Here is an 18590-nt window from a genome sequence, read left to right as displayed (position 1 = left end):
GACGATGAGCGAACTTCCTCCGTTCGAAACGCATTCCGTGGAAAACCAGCCGCCACCGTTCGTGCCGCGCGACCTGTGGGCGGACGACATCGTGTTGCGCGAGTGCGTGATGCGTGATGGCGCAGGCGCGTTCGCCCCCCGGCTGGCGACCTATGGCGCGCTGGCGGGCGACGCGCTCTACCGTCTTGGCTTCGATGCGAACCGGGACCGGCCGCGCCTGCGCACCCATGACCAGCACGGCCATCGCATCGACCTGGTGGAATTCCACCCCGCCTATCACCAGCTGATGGAGGCGGCGAAGACGCACGGTGTCGCCGGCCTGTCGTGGCACGAGCCGTTGCCCGGCGCACACGTCGCGCGCGCTGCGTTGAGTTATCTGCATCACCAGGCGGAAGCGGGCACCAGTTGTCCCCTGACAATGACGCATGCGGCCGTCCCCGTCCTGCAGCGCGAGCCTGCGCTGCGCGAATGGGCGACGAAGGCGGCCGCCCCGCACTACGATCCGCGCGACGTGCCCATTGGCGGCAAGGCCGGCATCACGCTGGGCATGGGCATGACCGAAAAGCAGGGGGGTTCCGACGTGCGGGCGAACGCCACCACCGCCACGCCGGACGCCGACGGCGCCTACACCCTGGTCGGGCACAAGTGGTTCTTCTCCGCGCCGATGTGCGATGGCTTCCTGGTGCTGGCACAGGCGCCGGGCGGGCTGACGTGCTTCCTGATGCCGCGCCGACGGGCAGACGGTGCGAAGAACGCATTCCGGCTGGTGCGGCTGAAGGACAAGCTGGGCGACTGGGCGAATGCGTCGAGCGAAGTGGAGTTCACGGGCGCGCGGGCATGGCGTGTCGGCGACGAAGGACGCGGTGTGGCCACCATCATCGAGATGGTGATGCTGACCCGGCTCGACTGCATGCTGGGGTCGTCCGCCGAGATGCGGATGGCGCTGGCGCAGGCAATGCATCATGCGCGCCATCGCCGCACGTTCGGCAAGCCGCTTGTGGAACACGCCCTGATGCGCAACGTGCTGGCCGACCTCGCGCTGGAGTCCGAGGCGGCGACCACCTTCGCGCTGCGCGTGGCACGCGCGGTGGATGCGGCGCCGCGCGATCCACGCGAGGCCGCCTTCGCGCGCATTGCCACGGCCGCCGGAAAATACTGGCTCTGCAAGCGCGCGCCCGCGTTCGTCAACGAGGCGCAGGAATGCCTGGGCGGTGCCGGCTACGTGGAAGAATCGATCCTCCCGCGGCTGTACCGGCAGGCGCCGTTGAACTCGATCTGGGAAGGAAGTGGCAACATCCAGTGCCTCGACGTACTGCGCGCCCTCGCGCGCGAACCCGAGACCGTGCAGGCGGTGGGCGACGAACTGGCCGCCGCTTCCGGGCACGATGCGACGTTCGATGCGTTCGTCGATCGCCTGCGTGTCGACCTCGCCGTCGCCCGCGAAGCCGGTGCGCGCATGCTGGTGGAGCGTCTGGCGCTTGCGTTGCAGGCGTCGGTGCTGCTGCGCGCGGGCAGTCCGGCCGCGATCCTGTTCATCCGCAGCCGGTTGGGCGGGGAGCATGGCCTGGCGTTCGGCACGCTTCCGGCGGAGGTGGACGCAGCGCCCCTGCTGGCGCGGGCATTGCCGGCATGAGCGCCTGGCGCTGGATGTTCGCGTTGCTGGCTGTGTTGGGGCCGTCGTCGCAGGCGCGCGAACACGGGGATTGGCCGCCGCCCTTGTTGCCCGCTGCGCAGCAGGCCGACGCGATCCGTGTCCAAAAGGCGCAGCGCCGCATGGCGCTGTTGCGCGGTGGGCGCACCATCGCCACGTATCGCATCGTCCTGGGGGGCGCACCGGTGGGGCACAAGCGCGAGCAGGGCGACCAGCGCACGCCGGAAGGCGATTACCGCATCACCTACCGCAACGGACGCAGCCGCTTCCATCTGTCGTTGCGCATTTCCTATCCGGATGCGGCCGACCGTCGACAGGCGCTTGCGCGTGGCGTCGATCCGGGCGGCGACATCATGATCCATGGCGCCACCCCGCCGGGTTCACGCGCTGACTGGACGGAGGGCTGCATTGCCGTGACCAATGCGGAAATGGAAGCGATCTGGCAACGCGTGCCGGTGGGGACGCCGATCAGCATCGAACCCTGACGGGCGCGTTGCCGGTCTGTCAGCGCTGGCCGCCCCCGCGGGAGGCCAGTGCGCGCGAGCCGGTGATGATCATGCGGACCATCTCGGACAGTTGCTCGATCAGTTCCTGATCCTTCTCCGGCGGCAGATCCATCGCCGTGGCGCCCATCGCGAACACCAGCCGGGTGATGGCCTTGGATACCAGCGCAGGTTCGTACAGCGGGGCGTTGTCGCGCGTGGCCAGCCGCACCAGGTCCATGCACAGCTCTTCTTCGAAGAACTGCAGCTCGAGCTCCACCGCGTGCTTGAACGCATCCGAACCGACGTTGCCTTCGCGCAGCAGCACGTGCAGCAGCTTGTCGTCGGCGCGCAGCTGTTCGATGAACGCCTCCACCGAGCCGCGCACCACGCTGCGGTCGCTGCTGTAGGCGCGGTGGCGCGCCTCGCCGATGATCTTGCGCAGCGAGCGGCCGGCCAGATCGATCAACGCGACGGCCAGCTCGTCCATGTCGCGGAACTGTCGATAGAAGCTGTTGGGGGCGATGCCGGCCTCGCGGGCCACTTCGCGCAGGCTCAGCGTGGACACGCTGCGATGCGGGCCCACCAGTTTCAGCGCGGCCGCCATCAGGTCTTCGCGCGAGATCGACGCCTTGCGGCCGGGGCCGTTGTCGTCGTGGGGCAGCGGTTGCGGGTATGAAGTCACGCGGGAAGGCCGGACGTGCGGAGTGATGAGGGCATCATAGCCTCGTAAATTAATATACAACTGTATACACATCCGTCCTTACAGGGGTATAGTGCTGGCCATGAATGCCCAGATCCGTCCGTCCCCCCGCCGGCCCGGTCCCCTGAAACGGCTGATCCGGCCGCTCGTCAAGCCGGATGTGTTCGATTTCTGGGCCACCCGCTTGCATCGCACCTGGACCTGGGAGCGCCCGCTGGCCCGGCTTGTCGCCCGCGAATCCGCCTCCGCGGACGCGGTCACCCTGCTGTTCAAGCCGAACCGCCACTGGGCGGGCCATCGCGCTGGCCAGCATGTGAACCTGGGCATCGAGATCAATGGGGTGCGGGTTACCCGCAGCTACAGCCTGACGTCGCCCCCGCGGGCGGACGGGTTGCTGCCGGTGACGGTGAAGGCGATCGAAGGCGGCAGGGTCAGCCGTTACCTGCACTCGACGGCCCGCATCGGCGAGATCGTCGAGCTGGGACAGGCGTTCGGCGACATGACGCTGCCGGCAGCGCCGACAGGCGCCTATCTGCTGCTCGCCGCGGGCAGCGGCATCACGCCGCTCATGGCGCTGGTGCGTGAACTGGCCGGGCAGGGCATGCCGGTCGGTCTGACGTTGCTCTACTGGGTGCGCCGGCGCGAGGAGGCCTGCTTCCTCGACGAACTGCGGACGCTCGCCGCCGCCCATCCGGGCTTCCACTTCCGGTTGCTGCTCACGCGCGAAGCCGCCTCTGCCGGCGACGAAGCCGAAGGCCGCATCGATGACACGGTGCTCTCCACGCAGGCGGGCGACCCCGCCACGCAACAGGTGATCGCCTGCGGGCCGGGCGGGTTCGTCGAAACCGCGCGTGGCCTGCTGGCCTCGCGCGTGGCCTCGTTCCAGGCCGAAGCGTTCACCGCCCCGCCGGTACTGGTGGTGGACGAGGGCGAGGTCGACATACGCCTGCAACGCAGCGGGCGCACGCTGCGCGTGCCGCGTGGCGAATCCCTGCTGGTGGCCCTGGAGCAGCACGGTCTCAAGCCGCCGTCCGGCTGCCGCATGGGCATCTGCAATACCTGCGCCTGCGGCAAGTCCGCCGGCAGCACGCGCCACCTGCCCAGTGGCGCACTGATGCATGAACCCACCCAGGCGTTGAAGCTGTGCATCCACAGCGCCGCCACCGACATCGAGCTGGATCTGTAATGGCGACCCTTTCCTCCCCCCGCAACCGCAGTCTCACCACCGACGAACTGGATCGCTTCGGCGAGGAACTGGACGCCCTGCGTGCGCGTACCGTGGCGACGCTGGGCCAGCGTGATGCGCGCTATATCCGCAACGTGGTCAAAGCGGTGCGTTACACCAACCTGACCGGCCGCGTGCTGTTGCTCGCCGCCGCGATCGCCGGTGGCCTCTGGCTGGCCGACAGCGCGGTGGGCTGGCTGTTCTGGGTGCTGTGGGCGCTGGGTGCGCTGTCGCTGGGCCTGGGCAAGATCCTCGACAACATGGAGCTGGGCCACAACGTGATCCATGGCCAGTACGACTGGCTGGGCGACCCGCAGCTCAACGGCAAGACCTACGACTGGGACATCGTCGCCACCAGCGAGAACTGGCGGCACACGCACAATTTCCGCCACCACACGTACACCAACGTGCGTGGCATGGACGACGACATCGGCTATGGCCTGCTGCGCATCTTCCCGGAGCAGAAGTGGAAGCCTTTCTACCTGGCGCAGCCGGTGGTCGCGGTGGTGTTCGCGCTGCTGTTCCAGTGGGGCATCGCCATCCAGGACCTCAAGCTGGGCCGCTGGTGGCACGGCAAGATGACCACCCAGCAGCTGCGTCGCAAGTCCGCCCCGGTGGTGCGCAAGATGGGTCGCCAGCTGGCCAAGGACTACGTGATCTATCCGGCGTTGGCCGGGCCTTTCTTCCTGCCGGTACTGCTCGGCAACCTGGTCGCCAACGGCCTGCGCAACGTGTGGACCTACGTGATCATCTTCTGCGGGCATTTCACCGCCAATGCGGAAACATTCCCCAAGGAATGCATCAAGAACGAGTCGCGTGGCCACTGGTACCTGCGCCAGTTGCGTGGTTCGTCCAACCTGCGGGGCGGATTCCTGATCAACGTGCTGTCGGGCAACCTGAGCCACCAGATCGAGCACCACTTCTTCCCCGATATCCCGGCCAACCGTTACGCCGAGATGGCACGCGAGGTGCGCGCGATCTGTGCCCGCTACGGCCAGCACTACAACACGGGCACGCTGCTCACCCAGTTCGGGCAGGTCTGCTGGCGCATCGTGCGCCATGCCTTCCCCAGCCGCCCGCGACGCGCGATGGCGCTGGTCCAGGCGGAGGCCGCCGCGTAAGGGCCAGGCGCCACTGTCCGGCGGTGCCGCAGCGCGCGCCGCGAGCGCGATGTCGCGCCTGAGCCGCCATTCGGCAAAGAACGAAGCGGCGATCAGGCCCGTACCCGTCAGGCCCAGCCACTGGAACCGGGGATTCTCGAAGACCTCGTCGACCAGGTCGCTGTCCTGCAACTAAAGGCGCAGCAGGCGTACTTCGCTAGTTAACGCATCCGTACCGGACTCGCCACGATGAGCGGCTTCCTCCGCCTGTAGTGCCTGGCGCGACATCGCCCGGCTTCCCGTGGCATCAGCGCCTTCGCGGCGTTCCACCGTGACGACCCATGTGCCGGTCAGCAGGATCAGCGTGGTGCCCAAGCCAACGCGGCAAAGGCGGAAGCGATTCCTGGATCATGCATGGGCTCCGGTCCTGGCCTCTCGCATCGTAGTGCAAGCTACCCTCGGACGGCCGACGCACTCGCGGCAGGATCAGTCCAGGAACTGCAGTCGCGCAAGCTCGGCGTACAGGCCGTCCTGCGCCAGCAGTTCCGTATGCGTGCCCTGCGCGATGATGCGGCCACGGTCCATCACCACGATGCGGTCGGCCTTCAACACGGTCGCCAGCCGATGCGCGATGACCAGGGTGGTACGGCCCTCCATCAGCCGTTCCAGTGCCTGCTGCACCGCGCGCTCGCTCTGTGCGTCGAGCGCGCTGGTGGCTTCGTCCAGCAGCAGGATGGGCGCATCCTTCAGCAGCGCCCGGGCGATGGCGATGCGCTGCTGCTGGCCACCCGACAGGCGTGCGCCACGCTCGCCGAGCTGGCTGTCGAAACCTTCCGGCAACTCGCGCAGGAAGTCGTCCGCTTCCGCCGCCTCGGCCGCCGCCTGCAGCTCGGCATCGGTCGCATCCAGCTTGCCGTAGCGGATGTTCTCCGCAGCACTGGCTGCGAAGATGGTGGGCTGCTGTGGCACCAGTGCGATGTGTTCGCGCAACTGCGCCGGGTCGAGTTCACGCAGGTCCACGCCATCGACGCGCACGCTGCCGGTCTGGGCATCGTGGAAGCGCAGCAACATCGAGAACACGGTGCTCTTGCCTGCGCCTGACGGTCCGACCAGGGCGACGGTTTCGCCGGGCTCGACGGCGAGGTCGAAGCCGTCCAGCGCGGGAAGGTCGGGGCGCGACGGGTAGTGGAACGAGACGTTGTCGAAGCGGATCTCGCCTTTGACCGGCTGCGGCAACGTGCGTGGTTGTGTCGGCGCCTGGATGACAGGGGTTTCGCCCAACAGCTCCGCGATGCGGCCCATGCCACCGGCCGCGCGTTGCAGTTCGTTCCATACCTCGGCCAGTGCACCGACCGATCCGCCGCCGATCAGCGCGTACAGCACGAACTGGCCCAGCGTGCCCGCGCTCATCGTGCCGTCGATCACGTCATGCGCGCCCGACCAGAGCACCAGCGTGATCGCGCCGAAGATCAGGGTGATGGCCGCCGCGGTCACCCATGCCTGCGCGCGGATGCGCTTGCGGGCGGTTTCCACGGCGGTCGCGATGGCGGCGCCGAAGCGGCCGCGTTCATAGGGTTCGCGTGCGTGCGCCTGCACGGTGCGGACGGCGCCCAGGGTTTCGCTGGCCAGCGTGTTGGCATCGGCCACGCGGTCCTGGCTGGCGCGCGACGCTTTCTCCAGTCGGCGGGCACCCAGCACGATGGGCAGCACCGCCAGGGGGATGCCGATCAGCGCGAAGGCCGCCAGTCGGGGGCTGGTGACGAACAGCATCGCCAGGCTGCCGATCACGGTGACGCTGCTGCGCAGCGCCACCGACATGCTGGTGGCCACCACGGTGCGCAGCAGTTCGCTGTCGGCGGACAATCGCGATACGAGCTCGCCGCTGCGGCTGCGGTCGTGGAATTCGGCATCCAGTCCGATCAGGTGCCCGTACAGCTGGCCGCGCAGGTCCGCGACGACCTTTTCGCCCAGCAGGGACACGAAGTAGAAGCGCGCCGCGCTGGCCAGCGCCAGCACGACCGCCACCACGAACAGGAACAGGAACGCGCGATTGATGTTCGCGCCGTCGGTGAAGCCGTTGTCGATCATCTGCCGGAATGCGACCGGCAGGCTCAGCGTCGCCGCAGACGCCAGCGCCAGCGCCAGCAGCCACGCGGTGAACAGTCCGCCGTGCTGGCGCACGAAGGGCCACAGGGCGCGCAGGGTGCCCAGCTTGGCCTTGGGCTTGGGAGCCGCAGCGCTGTCCGCGGTGGTGGCGTTGTCGTTCATCGGCATCCGGAATCGAAGTGGTTGTGGGAGGAGCTTCAGCCGCGACCGGAATGTGTCGTCCCGGGTCGCGGCTGAAGCTCCTCCCACAGGCACCTGCCGCAGGATTCACGCTGCCGTGGATACCACGCGCACCCGGTTACGGGTGGCGTCGCGCAGATGGTTTTTCAAGGCGTCCGCGCGATCCACCGGGAGTTCCAGCGTCAGCAGTGCCCCGTTTTCATCGAACGATTCCTGCAGTTTGGTCGCCAGATGCGGTGCAAGCGCGGCATGCACCGCACCCAGGTCGTCGAACAGGCAGGCCAGCAGCAAGTGCGTGGTGGCCACCAGCGGCTGCCGCGGGGCGGTGCGCAGACATTCCGCCGCCGCACCGCCGTAGGCCCGCACCAGCCCGCCCGCGCCCAGCTTGATGCCGCCGTACCAGCGGGTCACCACCACCATCACCCGGTCGAAACCCTGGCCATCGATGGCGGCCAGGATCGGTCGGCCCGCCGTGCCCGCAGGCTCACCGTCATCGCTGGAGCGATATTCGCCGCCGATCCGGTAGGCCCAGCAGTTGTGTGTCGCGGCGGGATCGCCGACTTCGCGCAGGAAGGCGAGCGCCCGGTCGGCATCGGCGACGGAGGTGGCCTGTGCGAGGAAACGGCTGTGCTTCACCTCCAGCAACTGCGAGGCGCACGCGGCGAGGGTGTCGCTCACGGTGTGCCGAGCAGCGGGCGCAGGTCGTCCGGGACGCGCTGGAACGGGTGCTCCTGCACGAACAGCTGCAGGCTGCGCAGCGCGTTGGCGTTGTCGCCCAGGTCACGGCGCAGGCGGATGCGGTCAAGCCATTCGTCCGGGGGCAGCCGTGTGTCAGCATCGACCGGGACCTGCAGGTCTGTCCGCCGAAGGGCGGTGCGTGCGGCACTGGGCTGGACGCTGCCGGCACTGGCGGCCGGAGCGGGCGGGGGCGGGGGCGGGGGCGGTGCTGCCGGTGCGGGCGCTGCGTCCTGCATACGTCCCTGGCGTTCCCGCGTGCTTATGCGGCTGCCGGTGACAGCGATCGTGTCGAGGGTGCGCCCTTCATTGGCGGCGGCCTGCTTGCGCCCTTCCTCGTAACGGGCGCGCTGTTCCTGTGAGGGCTGGGCGGCGGAACGCTGTTGTGTCTGCGCACGCGCGATGGCTTCCGGTACGTCGGCCGCCATCGCGGCCGGTGGTGCATACGCATCCGTTTCAGCCGGGAAGGCCTGGGGTGCCACCGGTTGTTCGCGCGACGATGCCTCCTCGGCTGAAGGCAGGCCGGGAACGGCGGGAATCAGTGCAAGGGGGCTGCGCTTCGGCGCGGCCTCCTGTCGTGCGGCGGCTTCCGCATTCTTGCGCGCGGGCCCGGACGGCGCGACGTCACGCTCGATGACGGCGGATGGCGGAGGAGGCCGCATGGCCTTTGCCGGGGTGGCAGGTTCCGTCGCCACGATCGCGGGCGGAGGAGCGAGCGATTCGACGGCGGGCGCGGCGGCATCCGCGGCGGCGGCATCGGCGTCCTCGCCGATCAGCTGGGCCGAGCGCTGTGTCTGTGCCGGGGCTTCGCTGGCCACCGGGACGTCGTGGCTGGGGCGAAGCTGCCAGGCAATGCCGGCGGCCAGCAGTACCGATGCCGCCACCCCCATGCCGAGTGGCCAGCGTCGGCGGGTTGGCGGCACCGCGCCGCCCCGGGACGGCGTGTCCTGCACAGCCGCCCGCGCGGCGCCCAGGATGCGGGCATCCAGCTCCGGCGACGGCGCACCGTGCGGTCCCAAGCGGGACAGCGACTGCGCCAGCGTGCGTTCTTCAGGCGTCAGGGGCTCGTGGGGCATCTTCATGGGTTCAATCTCGTCCGCAACCGGTCCATCGCATAGCGCAGGCGCGATTTCACGGTTTCCCGGCCCACGCCGGTGATCTCGCCGATCTCCTCCAGGGTCAGTTCCTGCTCCAGCCGGAGCAGCACGACTTCGCGCTGTTCCGGCGGCAATTCGTCCATGGCCAGTTGCAGCTGCCGTCGCTGCTCGAACTCGGAGAGCTGGCGCTCCGGCGTGTCATGGTCGGGAACGCGCGCGGTCCGCTCGTCCGCGTCCACGGGCGTGGCGGGTCGGTGTTTCGAAGCGCGCCAATGGTCGTTCAGCCGATTGTGCGCGATCCGGTACAGCCACGTCCCGAATGCCGCCTCCGGCTTCCAGCCCTCGCGCGCGCTGATCACGCGCTGCCAGGTGTCCTGGAAGAACTCGTCGGCCAGCGCCGGGTCGCGCAGGTGGCGCAACAGGAACCGGTACAACGGCCCACGGTGGCGCGCATAGAGCTGTTCGAAGGCCGACGCGTCGCCGGCGGCGTAGGCCAGCATCAGGGTCTCGTCGGCGGGTTCTGCGAGGTCGTTCACCGACACCAGCGTAAGCCGTCCACGCACGCCCGTGAAGTCGGGGCGTGGTCGCGGCGCCGACACGTTCAGTGATCGACGCCCGTCGGGGATCGTAGTCGGGTGGGTCAAGGCGGCAGGGGGAGCGGGACGGGGCACACGTTTTCAAACGCGCGACGGCCCTTGAAGGGGTTGCCTTGGCCGTTTCCGTTCAGGGGGCCTCAGGCGGTATGCTCGCTGCGGGGGACCTCCAGACACCACGCACCGACTCGTTCGGGACAAGGGCATGCCTACGCCATCGATCAGCGCCGACAACCCGGCCAGCGCAGACGCCTCGCCGGCGGACCGGATTGCGTCGATCCTGCGTGGGCTGCTGCCGGCCGGTGCTGAACTCGCGATCAGCTGGCGCGACTGGGCGCTGGGCAACGACAGCGGTGCCACGCCGGCAGCATCCGGTGCGCTGAAGCGCCGCGCCGAGCATGCGCTGGCCGAAGCACAGGTGGAGCACGATGGTCCTGCGCAGCGCACATATGCGTGGGACAACGCCGATGGCACTGCGCGCGTTGCGCTGGCACTGGCATTGCCGCACCCGCTGGCCCCGCCCGAGGAGGATGCCTGGCTGGCGCTGGCCCGCACGCTGCTGGTGACATCGCTGGATGCCGCGCGCGCGCAGGCGCGCATCGTTTCGCTGGAAAAATCCAAGCGGCTGCAGCAGGCGCTCTACGAGATCGCCGACCTGGCCGGTGCCGACCTCGAGATGCCGGAGATGCTCCGCCGCATCCACGCGGTGGTGAACTCGCTGATGTATGCCGAGAACTGCTACATCGTGCTGTACGACGACCAGCGCCGCTCGGTCCGCTTCCTGTACTTCGCCGACCAGCGCGATCCCTATGTCGCCGAACCCGAGCGCGAATTCGGCGAAGAGGAAATGGCCAACAGCATGACCTTCGCGCTGCTGCGCCACGGCCAGCCGCTGCGCGGGCCGTCGGCCGTCATCCGGCAGAAGCTGGGCGTGATGCGCGATCCCTCGCATGGCCCGGACAGCCTGGACTGGCTGGGTGTGCCGATGCGCCGGGACGACCGGGTCTGCGGCGCCATCGTCGTGCAGAGCTACGACGCGCCGGCGAGTTATGCCGACGAGGATCGCGCGCTGCTGGGCTATGTGGCGCAGCACATCCTGACCGCGCTGGACCGCAAGCACGCGCATGTGGAACTGGAACACCGCGTGGCGGTGCGTACGCACGAACTGCAGCGCGCCAACCGCGAGCTGCAGGCCGAGATCATGGAGCGCAAGCGCGCGGAGAAACTGCAGCGCGCATTGTTCCGCATCACCGACCTGGCCATCACCTCGGAAAGCCTGGAGCGTTTCTACGCCGATGTGCACGTGGTGGTCGATGAGCTGATCAACGCGCGCAATTTCTACATCGCGCTCATTTCGGACGATGGCGAGCAACTGGGCTTCCCGTATTCGATCGACGAGCGCGACCCGATGCGCAAGTCGCGGCGCTTGACCAACGGGTTGACCGAGTACGTCATCGCCACCGGGCGGCCGCTGCTGGCCGACCGCGAGGTGATCGGCCAACTGGCGGAGCAGGGCAAGCTCCTGCAGCACGGCCCACCCGCCTACAGCTGGCTCGGCGTGCCGCTGTTCCGCGGCGAAGACGTGGTCGGCACGGTGGTGGTGCAGAGCTACACCGAAGAAGTGAAGTTCACGTCGCACGACCAGAACCTGTTGACCTTCGTCGCGCACCACATCGGCAACGGTCTGGACAGGCAGCGCGCGCAGGAGCGCCTGCGCAGCGCGCACGCGGAACTGGAGCGCAGGGTCGACGAGCGCACTCGCGAGCTTGCCGAAGCGAACCACCAGTTGCGTGCGCAGATCGGCGAGCGCCTGCGCGCCGAACAGCAGCTGACGTACCAGGCGACGCACGACGCCCTTACCGGACTGCCCAACCGCCCACACCTGCTGGATAGGCTGTCGGCCGCCATCGAACGCGCGCGCCATGGCGATGGCCAGGCCTTCGCGGTGCTGTTCCTCGACCTGGACCGGTTCAAGCTGGTCAACGACAGCATGGGGCACGCGGCCGGCGATGAACTGCTGGTGGAAGTCGCGCGCCGCATCATCATGAGCGTGCGCGACGATGATGTGGTCTCGCGCCTCGGTGGCGACGAATTTGCATTGCTGGTCGAGTACGCGGACGGCGTGGAGAACGTGCGCGACTTTGCCCAGCGCCTGTTGGCGTTGCTGGGGCGGCCGATGTGGGTGGCGGGGCGCGAGCTGTTTCCCTCCGCCAGCCTGGGCATCGCCATCTGGCACCCGCGTTACCGGAACGGCGAGGAATTGCTGCGCGATGCCGACGCTGCGATGTACCGCGCCAAGGAACAGGGGCGCGACCGTTGCGCCATGTTCGACGAGGCCATGCGCGAGGCGGCGATGCAGAGCCTGGACCTGGAGGCCGACCTGCGCCGCGCGATCAACCATCGCGACTTTCTGCCGTTCTACCAGCCCATCCGCCGCATGGACGACGGGCGCGTGATCGGGCATGAGGCGCTGCTGCGCTGGCAGCACGAACGGCGCGGGCTGCTGCTGCCGGCGGAGTTCATCGGGCTGGGCGAGGACAGCGGGCTGATCGAACAGGTCGACTGGCTGCTGTACGAGCAGGTGGTGCGCCAGATTTCGCGTGGCGTGGAGGGCTACATCTCGGTCAACGTGTCGCCGCGGCATTTCCGTTCGCCCGATTTCGGCGACCGGCTGCTGGCGATGTTCGAGGCGCACGGCGCGGATCCCGCGCGGTTGCGGCTGGAGATCACCGAGGTGGCGCTGCTGGATGATGCGCCACGCACGTTGCGCATCCTGCGCACGCTGCGGCAACACGGCATCCTGGCGCAACTCGATGACTTCGGCACCGGCTTCTCCGCGTTGTCGTACCTGCACCGCTTCCCGATCTCGGTACTCAAGATCGACCGCAGTTTCGTCTCCGGGCTGGGCAGCGAAGCCCGGCCGGAAAGCCTGGCGCTGGTGCGCGCGATCCTGGCGCTGGCAGGTACGCTGGGTATCGAGACCATTGCCGAGGGTGTTGAAACCGAAGAGCAGCGCCAGTCGTTGATCGAACTGGGCTGCCTGCTCGGCCAGGGCTACCTGCTAGGACGGCCGGCAGCGCAGATGGAGGCGGTGGCGGCCGATGTCGCCTGAGTCCCGAGGTTCGCTGCACACACCGCGTTAGCGGATGTGGATGGGTTCGTTGTCTCTCGGCTGCATCTGGCCCGACGAAAGGACTTTCCCGTCGGTGGATACCTCCCGCCAGTTCACCCAGAAGTCACCGACACAGAGTCGCCTGAAGGCCACGCTGGCGGCGCCATGCGCCGGGACCTCGATCTGCTGCAGCGATGAGACGTAGGGAGGGACGGTGGTGCCGTAGAGGGGAGCGTCGAAGTCCCGGGGCGACGGAGCGGCCAGCGCGTGGTCCGCATAGAAGCTCTTCAGCGATACGGCGACCGCATCGGCACGGTGGTTCACCACGACGATGCGGACGCCACAGCTGTCAGCGAACGCAGGCACGGGAGCCAGCAGCAGGCACGACAGCAACAGAGTGAGGCGCTTCATGGCGAGGCCCGCTTCGGGAGTACGGACAGGGGCCGGGGCCGATCTTTCGGCCCCGGTTTCATGCATTCAGTCGCCCGCAATGGCGGGTGCGTCGTCCTGCACGGCCACCAGCCGATGCGCCTGGTCGATCATCCCCACGAATTCCGCTTTCAGGCCATGCGGGTCGGGGCCCGTCGCGCCGCGCGCGGTGCGCGCCACGTCGTTCCAGCTCCAGCCATCGATACGCTGTCCGCCACGCAGCAGATCGGCGTAGGCTGCTACCGCGCTGGCGAAGCGGAAGGCATTGCTCGGCTGGGTGGTCAGCGACGTGCTTGCGATCGGCGTCTCGATCAGGCGGCTGCTGTCCTGGCCCGGCAGCTTGTACCGCAGGCGCACATGCGCGACCTCGTTGGTGGAGGCACCGACGGCGACCTGCTTGCCGCCGTAACGCAGCGCGGGCAGGCGCTCGGCACCGCTGTCGACCGGTGTGATCTCGTACAGCGCCGTGACTTCGTGGCCCGCGCCGATGTCGCCGGCATCCACCTTGTCGTTGGCGAAGTCCTCGTTGGCGAGCACGCGGTTCTCGTAGCCGATCAGACGATATTCCGAGACGACGGCGGGGTTGAATTCCACCTGGATCTTCACGTCGCGGGCGATGGTCAGCAGGGTGGATTGCATTTCATCCACCAGCACCTTGCGGCCTTCCTGCAGCGTGTCGATGTAGGCATGGTTGCCGTCGCCGACATCGGCCAGGCGTTCGGCCATCGCATCGTTGTAGTTGCCGGTGCCGAAGCCAAGGGTGGTCAGCGCGATGCCGGACTTGCGCTGGTCGGCGACCATGGTCTCCAGGGCATCCTGGCTGACCGTGCCCACGTTGAAGTCGCCATCGGTCGCCAGGATGACGCGGTTCACGCCGTCCTTGATATAGGCCTGCTTCGCCATCGCATATGCCAGCCGTATGCCGTCGCCGCCGTTGGTGCTGCCGCCGGCCTGCAGGCGGTCCAGCGAGGCAAGGATCTCGTCGTGCCGGTCGCCCGGCGTGGGCGGCAGCACCAGGCCGGCCGATCCGGCGTACACCACGATGCTGACGCGGTCCTGCCTGCGCAACTGCGGGACCAGCTGGGCGAAGGACTGCTTCAGCAGCGGCAGTTTGTCCGGCGACTCCATCGAGCCGGAGGTGTCGAGCAGGAACACCAGATTGGCCGGCGGCAACGTGGCCTTCGGCACGTCGTAGCCCTTGATGCCCACCATCAGCACCTGGCGCTTCGCGTTCCAGGGTGCCGGGGCGAGCTCGGTGGTCACGTTGAAGGGACCGCTGCGGTCGCTGGGCGCGGTATGACCGTAGCGGAAATAGTTGATGAATTCCTCCGCACGCACGGCGTCGGCAGGCGGCCGCTGGCCTTCGCGCAGCATGCGGCGCACGTTGCTGTAGCTGCCGGTGTCCACATCCACGGAGAAGGTGGAGACAGGTTCATCCAGCGTCCGGCGCACAGGGTTGTCGTCGCGCTCGGCATACTTCTCGGTGTTGGCAGGTTGCGCCTGCGGCGGCGGGACCATGCCGCCCACCAGGTTCGCGCTGCGATACGCGACCGTCGCTGGCGCCAGTGGCGGTGGCGGTGGTGGCGCATGGGCATGGATCGGAGCTGCTGCTTTCGCCTGCCGGGCCTCCAGGCGTTGGCCCGTCACAACGATGCTGTCCAGCGTGGACCGCTCGCGCCGCAGGGCCTCGGTACTGGCGGCATCAGCGGCAGCCTCCGCCGCCGCGTAGGCGTCGGAGGGAGCGACCTCCGCGTCGGATGCGGGGTGTGCAGGAGGGCGGGATTGGCAGGCGGCCAGGACGGCGACGGCCAGCAGGGTGACGGTCAGACGGTGCGACATGGCGTGACTCCGTGTGTGGGACAGGGAGTCGAACGCACGGGGCCTGCGAATGGGGTTGATCGCACTGCCACCCGGCGCGTCGCCGGCAGGTGCGGCTACTCGATCACGCCGACATCCATGCCGTCATAGGCATCCAGGCCATGCTCGGCGGCGAAGCGGTACAGCGCCTGGTTGCGCTGGTCCAGGCTGTCGGGTGTGTGGATCTCGGTCTTCTCGACGTGCAGCCACCAGAGGTCGGGATCCTTGCGATTGTCCTTGTCTTCCAGGTACAGCGCGATCACGCGGTACCCCTGTTCCTGCAGCAACGGGACCACGGCTTCCAGCGCCGGCCGCGTGCCGTGGGTGAAGAAGTAGCCCCATACCATCGGCTTGCTGAGATCCCATGGCGTTTCCCTGGCCATGTTGTCGAACATTTCGACAAGTTGTTCGCGGGTGATCATCTATTGCTCCTGGTGATGGGGACGTGCGGGGGACAGCGGAAGGGCGAGCGCCGTTGTGCCGGTCTTGCCACTGCCGTATCCGGAGGTTGTCTCATGGACGTCGGCGAAGGCGCACAGCGCGATGCGAGCGATGGCGGGCTCATTCCGCCCTGAGTTTCAGTGTTCCATCGCCCAGTCGTGCATCGACCCTGTCGCCGGGACGCACCTGCGTCACCGAACGCACCAGCGTGCCATCTTCCCTCGTCACCAGCGCATAACCACGGGCGACAGTCGCGAGCGGGCTGATGGCTTCCAGTGAACGGGCCAGGCCACGCAGGCGCAGCGCCTCGCGTTGCAACGTGCGCGCGACAGCGGCCTGGGGGCGCGGGGCGAGGGCGAGCAGGCGCGCGCGCACCTGTTCCAGTCGGCGCTGCGGTGCATGGGCACGCAGGACCGCGGCCGCGTGACGAACCGCGGCCGCGCGACGCGCCTGCTGGTCTCGCCACAGGGCATGCAGGCGGCGGGCGGCGTCTTCCTGCCGGCGTCGGAGCATTTCCAACCGCGCCTGCGGACGCAGCGCATTGAGACGCAGCGCGGCACGGTCGGCGCGCTGCATGGCGTTGCGCAGCCTGTGCGTCTGGGTGGTGGCGAGCCGGCGCTGCAGCGCGTGTACGCGCGTCAACAGGTCGCGCCGGTCCGGTACCAGCAGCTCCGCCGCGACCGACGGCGTCGGCGCGCGCAGATCGGCGGCGAAATCGGCGAGGGTGAAGTCGGTCTCGTGGCCGACGGCGGACACGACGGGGACGGGCGAGGCGGCGATGGCGCGCGCCAGGCGCTCGTCATTGAAGGCCCACAGGTCTTCGAGCGATCCACCGCCACGAGTGACCAGCAGCACGTCATAACGGCCACCACGCGCCGCTCGCTGCAACATGTCGACGATCTGTGCGGCCGCCGTCTCGCCCTGCACCTGCACGGGCAGCACGTCGACTTCCAGCAGCGGGAAGCGGCGCTGCAACACGCTCAGTACATCGCGCACTGCAGCGCCGGTCGGCGAGGTCAGTATGCCCAGCCGCCGAACGTGCGAGGGCAGGGGACGCTTGCGCGCATCGTCGAACAGGCCTTCCGCCGCGAGCCTGGCCTTCAGTTCATCGAACGCGCGCCGCAACGCGCCTTCGCCGGCTTCCTCCAGGCTGTCGATCACCAGCTGGTAGTCGCCACGCGCTTCGTACAGGGTCAGCCGGCCCCGCGCCAGCACGCGCAGGCCCTCGCGCGGGGCGAACTTCAGCCATTGGCTCTTGGGCTTGAACATGGCGCAGCGCACCTGCGCGCGCGCGTCCTTCAGGGTGAAGTACAGGTGGCCCGAGGCCGGACGGGTGACGTTGCCCAGTTCGCCTTCCACCCACACCAGCGGAAACGCGCCTTCCAGCAGGTCGCGGGCCAGGGTGTTCAATTGGGTGGGCGTAAGGATGTCGCGGGCGGTGTCGGTCATGCGGGAAGGATAAACGGTGGCGGTCTCATCGCCGCGAAGAGGTGCGACAGGTGGTCGCAGCCGCAGGGGCGGGTTCCATGATGGAATGACCGCGTCCCACCGCCCTGGAGTCTTCCGCATGCGCCGTTTCCCCTGGCCCCGCGTCTCCGTGCCGATCATGCTGGCGATGCTGGCGGCGTGCGCTCCCGCTGACGAGATGCCGTCCGCGGCGCGCACGGGGCCCGTCTCCGTGGTGAAGACGATGGACATGCCGGCGCCGTCCGTCGCCGCGCAGCCCGACCTGATGGCGACGCCCGACGGTGCCCTGCTGCTGAGCTGGGTGGAGCCGATGGACGAGGCGGGTCACCGCCTGCGCTTCAGCCGCCTGGCTGCGGGCGCGCAGGGATGGGATGCGCCGCGCACGATCGCGGAAGGGACCGGCTGGTTCGTCAACTGGGCGGACACGCCGCACATCTACGCCATGCCGGATGGCTCGCTGTGGGCGCATTGGTTGAGAAGCACCGGACCGGCGCGCATGGACTACGGCATCGACCTGGTGCGCTCCGGCGACGGGGGCGCGACGTGGAGCGCGCCGCAACTGGTGCATCCGTCCGGCACGCCGGGTGACCATGGCTTCGTGACGTTCTGGCCGCAGGCCCGCGACCGGCTGGGCATCGCCTGGCTGGACAGTCGGCAGAAGGCCGCCGACGGCGCGCACGCGCATCACGATGACGGCCACCATGGTGCCGGCGCCCCGATGATGCTGCGTGCCGCGCTCTACGATGCGGAGGTGAAGCAGGGGGCCGAGTGGCCGCTGGACACGTCGACCTGTGATTGCTGCACCACGTCTTCCGCCATGACCGATCGTGGCGCCGTGGTCGTCTACCGCGGACGGGGCGAGGGCGAGATCCGCGATACGCGCATCGTCCGTTTCGATGGCGAGCGCTGGACCACGCCACGCGACGTGCATGCGGATGGCTGGCAGATCGCCGGGTGCCCGGTGAATGGCCCGGTGGTCGTCGCCGAGGGCGACACGGTCTGGGTGGCCTGGTACACGGAGGCGGACGGCATGCCCGAGTTGCGCGCGGCGCATTCGCAGGATGCCGGCGACAGCTTCGATGCGCCCGTGACGCTGGCGAAGGGCATGCAGGTGCTCGGGCGGTTGGGGCTCGCGCGCGGCGACGGCCATCTGGTGGTGGCCTGGCTCGAACAGTCGCCGGACGAGCAGCAGGTGCTGGTGCTCGCACGGCATGACGAGCGTTGGGGACAGGCGCAACGTACCGAGGTCGCCAGGCTGTCCGCGCGTGGCCGCGCAAGCGGCATCCCGCGCGTGCAGTGGCATGCCGGTGCGGCATGGCTGGCATGGACCGACGTCGATGGCGACGCGCCGCGGATGAAAGGCGCGCGCGTGACGTTCACGCGTTGATCCGGGGTGCGGCATTCCGTCGCAC

The 18590-nt window shown here is 68.7% G+C and carries 16 protein-coding genes; 6 read left to right on the top strand and 10 right to left on the bottom strand.

Annotated elements, in window-relative coordinates; translation table 11 throughout:
- Positions 1-4 precede the first annotated feature (4 nt).
- Positions 5-1633 (top strand): acyl-CoA dehydrogenase family protein, encoded by a 1629-nt coding sequence (locus ACIPRS_RS01945; RefSeq protein WP_446537335.1) that lies wholly within the window; start codon positions 5-7, stop codon positions 1631-1633.
- Positions 1630-2136 (top strand): L,D-transpeptidase family protein, encoded by a 507-nt coding sequence (locus tag ACIPRS_RS01940; RefSeq protein ID WP_337730092.1) that lies wholly within the window; start codon positions 1630-1632, stop codon positions 2134-2136. Before ACIPRS_RS01945 ends, ACIPRS_RS01940 begins: the two co-directional genes overlap by 4 nt.
- Positions 2137-2155: 19 nt before the next feature.
- On the opposite strand, the gene fabR is transcribed toward ACIPRS_RS01940, so the two are convergent.
- Positions 2156-2797 carry an HTH-type transcriptional repressor FabR gene (gene fabR / locus ACIPRS_RS01935; RefSeq protein WP_225590959.1) on the bottom strand — a complete coding sequence of 214 codons (642 nt, stop codon included), beginning with the start codon at positions 2795-2797 and terminating at the stop codon, positions 2156-2158.
- Between the two features lie 121 nt (positions 2798-2918).
- On the opposite strand from fabR, the gene ACIPRS_RS01930 reads away from it, so the two are divergent.
- Both ACIPRS_RS01930 and ACIPRS_RS01925 read left to right on the top strand, forming a co-directional pair.
- The gene (locus tag ACIPRS_RS01930) at positions 2919-4022 is read left to right on the top strand and encodes a ferredoxin reductase (RefSeq protein WP_337730091.1); all 1104 of its coding nucleotides are present in this window, start codon (positions 2919-2921) and stop codon (positions 4020-4022) included.
- A complete protein-coding gene (locus tag ACIPRS_RS01925) occupies positions 4022-5182 on the top strand; it encodes a fatty acid desaturase family protein (protein WP_446537334.1) in 1161 nt (386 codons plus the stop codon). Before ACIPRS_RS01930 ends, ACIPRS_RS01925 begins: the two co-directional genes overlap by 1 nt.
- Before the next feature lie 171 nt (positions 5183-5353).
- Here ACIPRS_RS01925 and ACIPRS_RS01920 read toward each other — a convergent pair whose 3' ends face one another.
- From ACIPRS_RS01920 to ACIPRS_RS01900, 5 genes are all read right to left on the bottom strand, one after another.
- On the bottom strand, positions 5354-5536 hold the full coding sequence (locus ACIPRS_RS01920) for a hypothetical protein (protein ID WP_446537333.1): 183 nt from the start codon (positions 5534-5536) through the stop codon (positions 5354-5356).
- Positions 5537-5647: 111 nt separating this feature from the next.
- Positions 5648-7429, bottom strand: coding sequence for an ABC transporter transmembrane domain-containing protein (locus ACIPRS_RS01915; protein ID WP_446537332.1), 1782 nt, complete (start codon positions 7427-7429; stop codon positions 5648-5650).
- Positions 7430-7534: 105 nt separating this feature from the next.
- Complete coding sequence (locus ACIPRS_RS01910) at positions 7535-8125, bottom strand: IMPACT family protein (protein ID WP_446537331.1); 591 nt, start codon at positions 8123-8125, stop codon at positions 7535-7537.
- Complete coding sequence (locus ACIPRS_RS01905; protein WP_446537330.1) at positions 8122-9264, bottom strand: hypothetical protein; 1143 nt, start codon at positions 9262-9264, stop codon at positions 8122-8124. Before ACIPRS_RS01905 ends, ACIPRS_RS01910 begins: the two co-directional genes overlap by 4 nt.
- Positions 9261-9779: an RNA polymerase sigma factor gene (locus tag ACIPRS_RS01900; RefSeq protein WP_446537990.1), complete on the bottom strand. Its 519-nt coding sequence runs from the start codon at positions 9777-9779 to the stop codon at positions 9261-9263. Before ACIPRS_RS01900 ends, ACIPRS_RS01905 begins: the two co-directional genes overlap by 4 nt.
- 298 nt (positions 9780-10077) lie before the next feature.
- Here ACIPRS_RS01900 and ACIPRS_RS01895 point away from each other — a divergent pair, with 298 nt between their 5' ends.
- The gene (locus ACIPRS_RS01895; RefSeq protein ID WP_337730085.1) at positions 10078-12984 is read left to right on the top strand and encodes a bifunctional diguanylate cyclase/phosphodiesterase; all 2907 of its coding nucleotides are present in this window, start codon (positions 10078-10080) and stop codon (positions 12982-12984) included.
- 27 nt (positions 12985-13011) lie between these two features.
- Here ACIPRS_RS01895 and ACIPRS_RS01890 read toward each other — a convergent pair whose 3' ends face one another.
- The 4 genes from ACIPRS_RS01890 to xseA form a co-directional block, all read right to left on the bottom strand.
- Positions 13012-13395 carry a hypothetical protein gene (locus ACIPRS_RS01890; protein ID WP_446537329.1) on the bottom strand — a complete coding sequence of 128 codons (384 nt, stop codon included), beginning with the start codon at positions 13393-13395 and terminating at the stop codon, positions 13012-13014.
- Positions 13396-13461: 66 nt separating this feature from the next.
- Positions 13462-15252 carry a vWA domain-containing protein gene (locus ACIPRS_RS01885; protein ID WP_446537328.1) on the bottom strand — a complete coding sequence of 597 codons (1791 nt, stop codon included), beginning with the start codon at positions 15250-15252 and terminating at the stop codon, positions 13462-13464.
- Between the two features lie 95 nt (positions 15253-15347).
- Positions 15348-15692, bottom strand: coding sequence for a ribonuclease E inhibitor RraB (locus tag ACIPRS_RS01880; protein WP_446537327.1), 345 nt, complete (start codon positions 15690-15692; stop codon positions 15348-15350).
- A 139-nt stretch (positions 15693-15831) separates the two neighbouring features.
- A complete protein-coding gene (xseA, locus tag ACIPRS_RS01875) occupies positions 15832-17160 on the bottom strand; it encodes an exodeoxyribonuclease VII large subunit (RefSeq protein WP_446537326.1) in 1329 nt (442 codons plus the stop codon).
- Between the two features lie 118 nt (positions 17161-17278).
- On the opposite strand from xseA, the gene ACIPRS_RS01870 reads away from it, so the two are divergent.
- Positions 17279-18565, top strand: a complete 1287-nt coding sequence (locus ACIPRS_RS01870; protein WP_446537325.1) for a hypothetical protein — start codon at positions 17279-17281, stop codon at positions 18563-18565.
- The last annotated feature ends 25 nt before the right edge of the window (positions 18566-18590 follow it).

The sequence above is a fragment of the Pseudoxanthomonas sp. LARHCG66 genome (genome assembly GCF_052871755.1).
Note: the sequence above shows the minus strand (reverse complement) of the source record. Positions and strands in the feature narration are given on the sequence as shown.

Bases quoted from the DNA above. Each gene is read 5' to 3' on its own strand.
- ACIPRS_RS01925 (WP_446537334.1), top strand. From the start codon at position 4,022: ATGGCGACCCTTTCCTCCCCCCGCAACCGCAGTCTCACCACCGACGAA.
- ACIPRS_RS01900 (WP_446537990.1), bottom strand. From the start codon at position 9,779: ATGCTGGCCTACGCCGCCGGCGACGCGTCGGCCTTCGAACAGCTCTAT.
- ACIPRS_RS01945 (WP_446537335.1), top strand. From the start codon at position 5: ATGAGCGAACTTCCTCCGTTCGAAACGCATTCCGTGGAAAACCAGCCG.
- ACIPRS_RS01895 (WP_337730085.1), top strand. From the start codon at position 10,078: ATGCCTACGCCATCGATCAGCGCCGACAACCCGGCCAGCGCAGACGCC.
- ACIPRS_RS01880 (WP_446537327.1), bottom strand. From the start codon at position 15,692: ATGATCACCCGCGAACAACTTGTCGAAATGTTCGACAACATGGCCAGG.
- ACIPRS_RS01930 (WP_337730091.1), top strand. From the start codon at position 2,919: ATGAATGCCCAGATCCGTCCGTCCCCCCGCCGGCCCGGTCCCCTGAAA.
- ACIPRS_RS01870 (WP_446537325.1), top strand. From the start codon at position 17,279: ATGCGCCGTTTCCCCTGGCCCCGCGTCTCCGTGCCGATCATGCTGGCG.
- ACIPRS_RS01915 (WP_446537332.1), bottom strand. From the start codon at position 7,429: ATGAACGACAACGCCACCACCGCGGACAGCGCTGCGGCTCCCAAGCCC.
- ACIPRS_RS01905 (WP_446537330.1), bottom strand. From the start codon at position 9,264: ATGAAGATGCCCCACGAGCCCCTGACGCCTGAAGAACGCACGCTGGCG.
- ACIPRS_RS01890 (WP_446537329.1), bottom strand. From the start codon at position 13,395: ATGAAGCGCCTCACTCTGTTGCTGTCGTGCCTGCTGCTGGCTCCCGTG.
- ACIPRS_RS01940 (WP_337730092.1), top strand. From the start codon at position 1,630: ATGAGCGCCTGGCGCTGGATGTTCGCGTTGCTGGCTGTGTTGGGGCCG.
- ACIPRS_RS01885 (WP_446537328.1), bottom strand. From the start codon at position 15,252: ATGTCGCACCGTCTGACCGTCACCCTGCTGGCCGTCGCCGTCCTGGCC.
- xseA (WP_446537326.1), bottom strand. From the start codon at position 17,160: ATGACCGACACCGCCCGCGACATCCTTACGCCCACCCAATTGAACACC.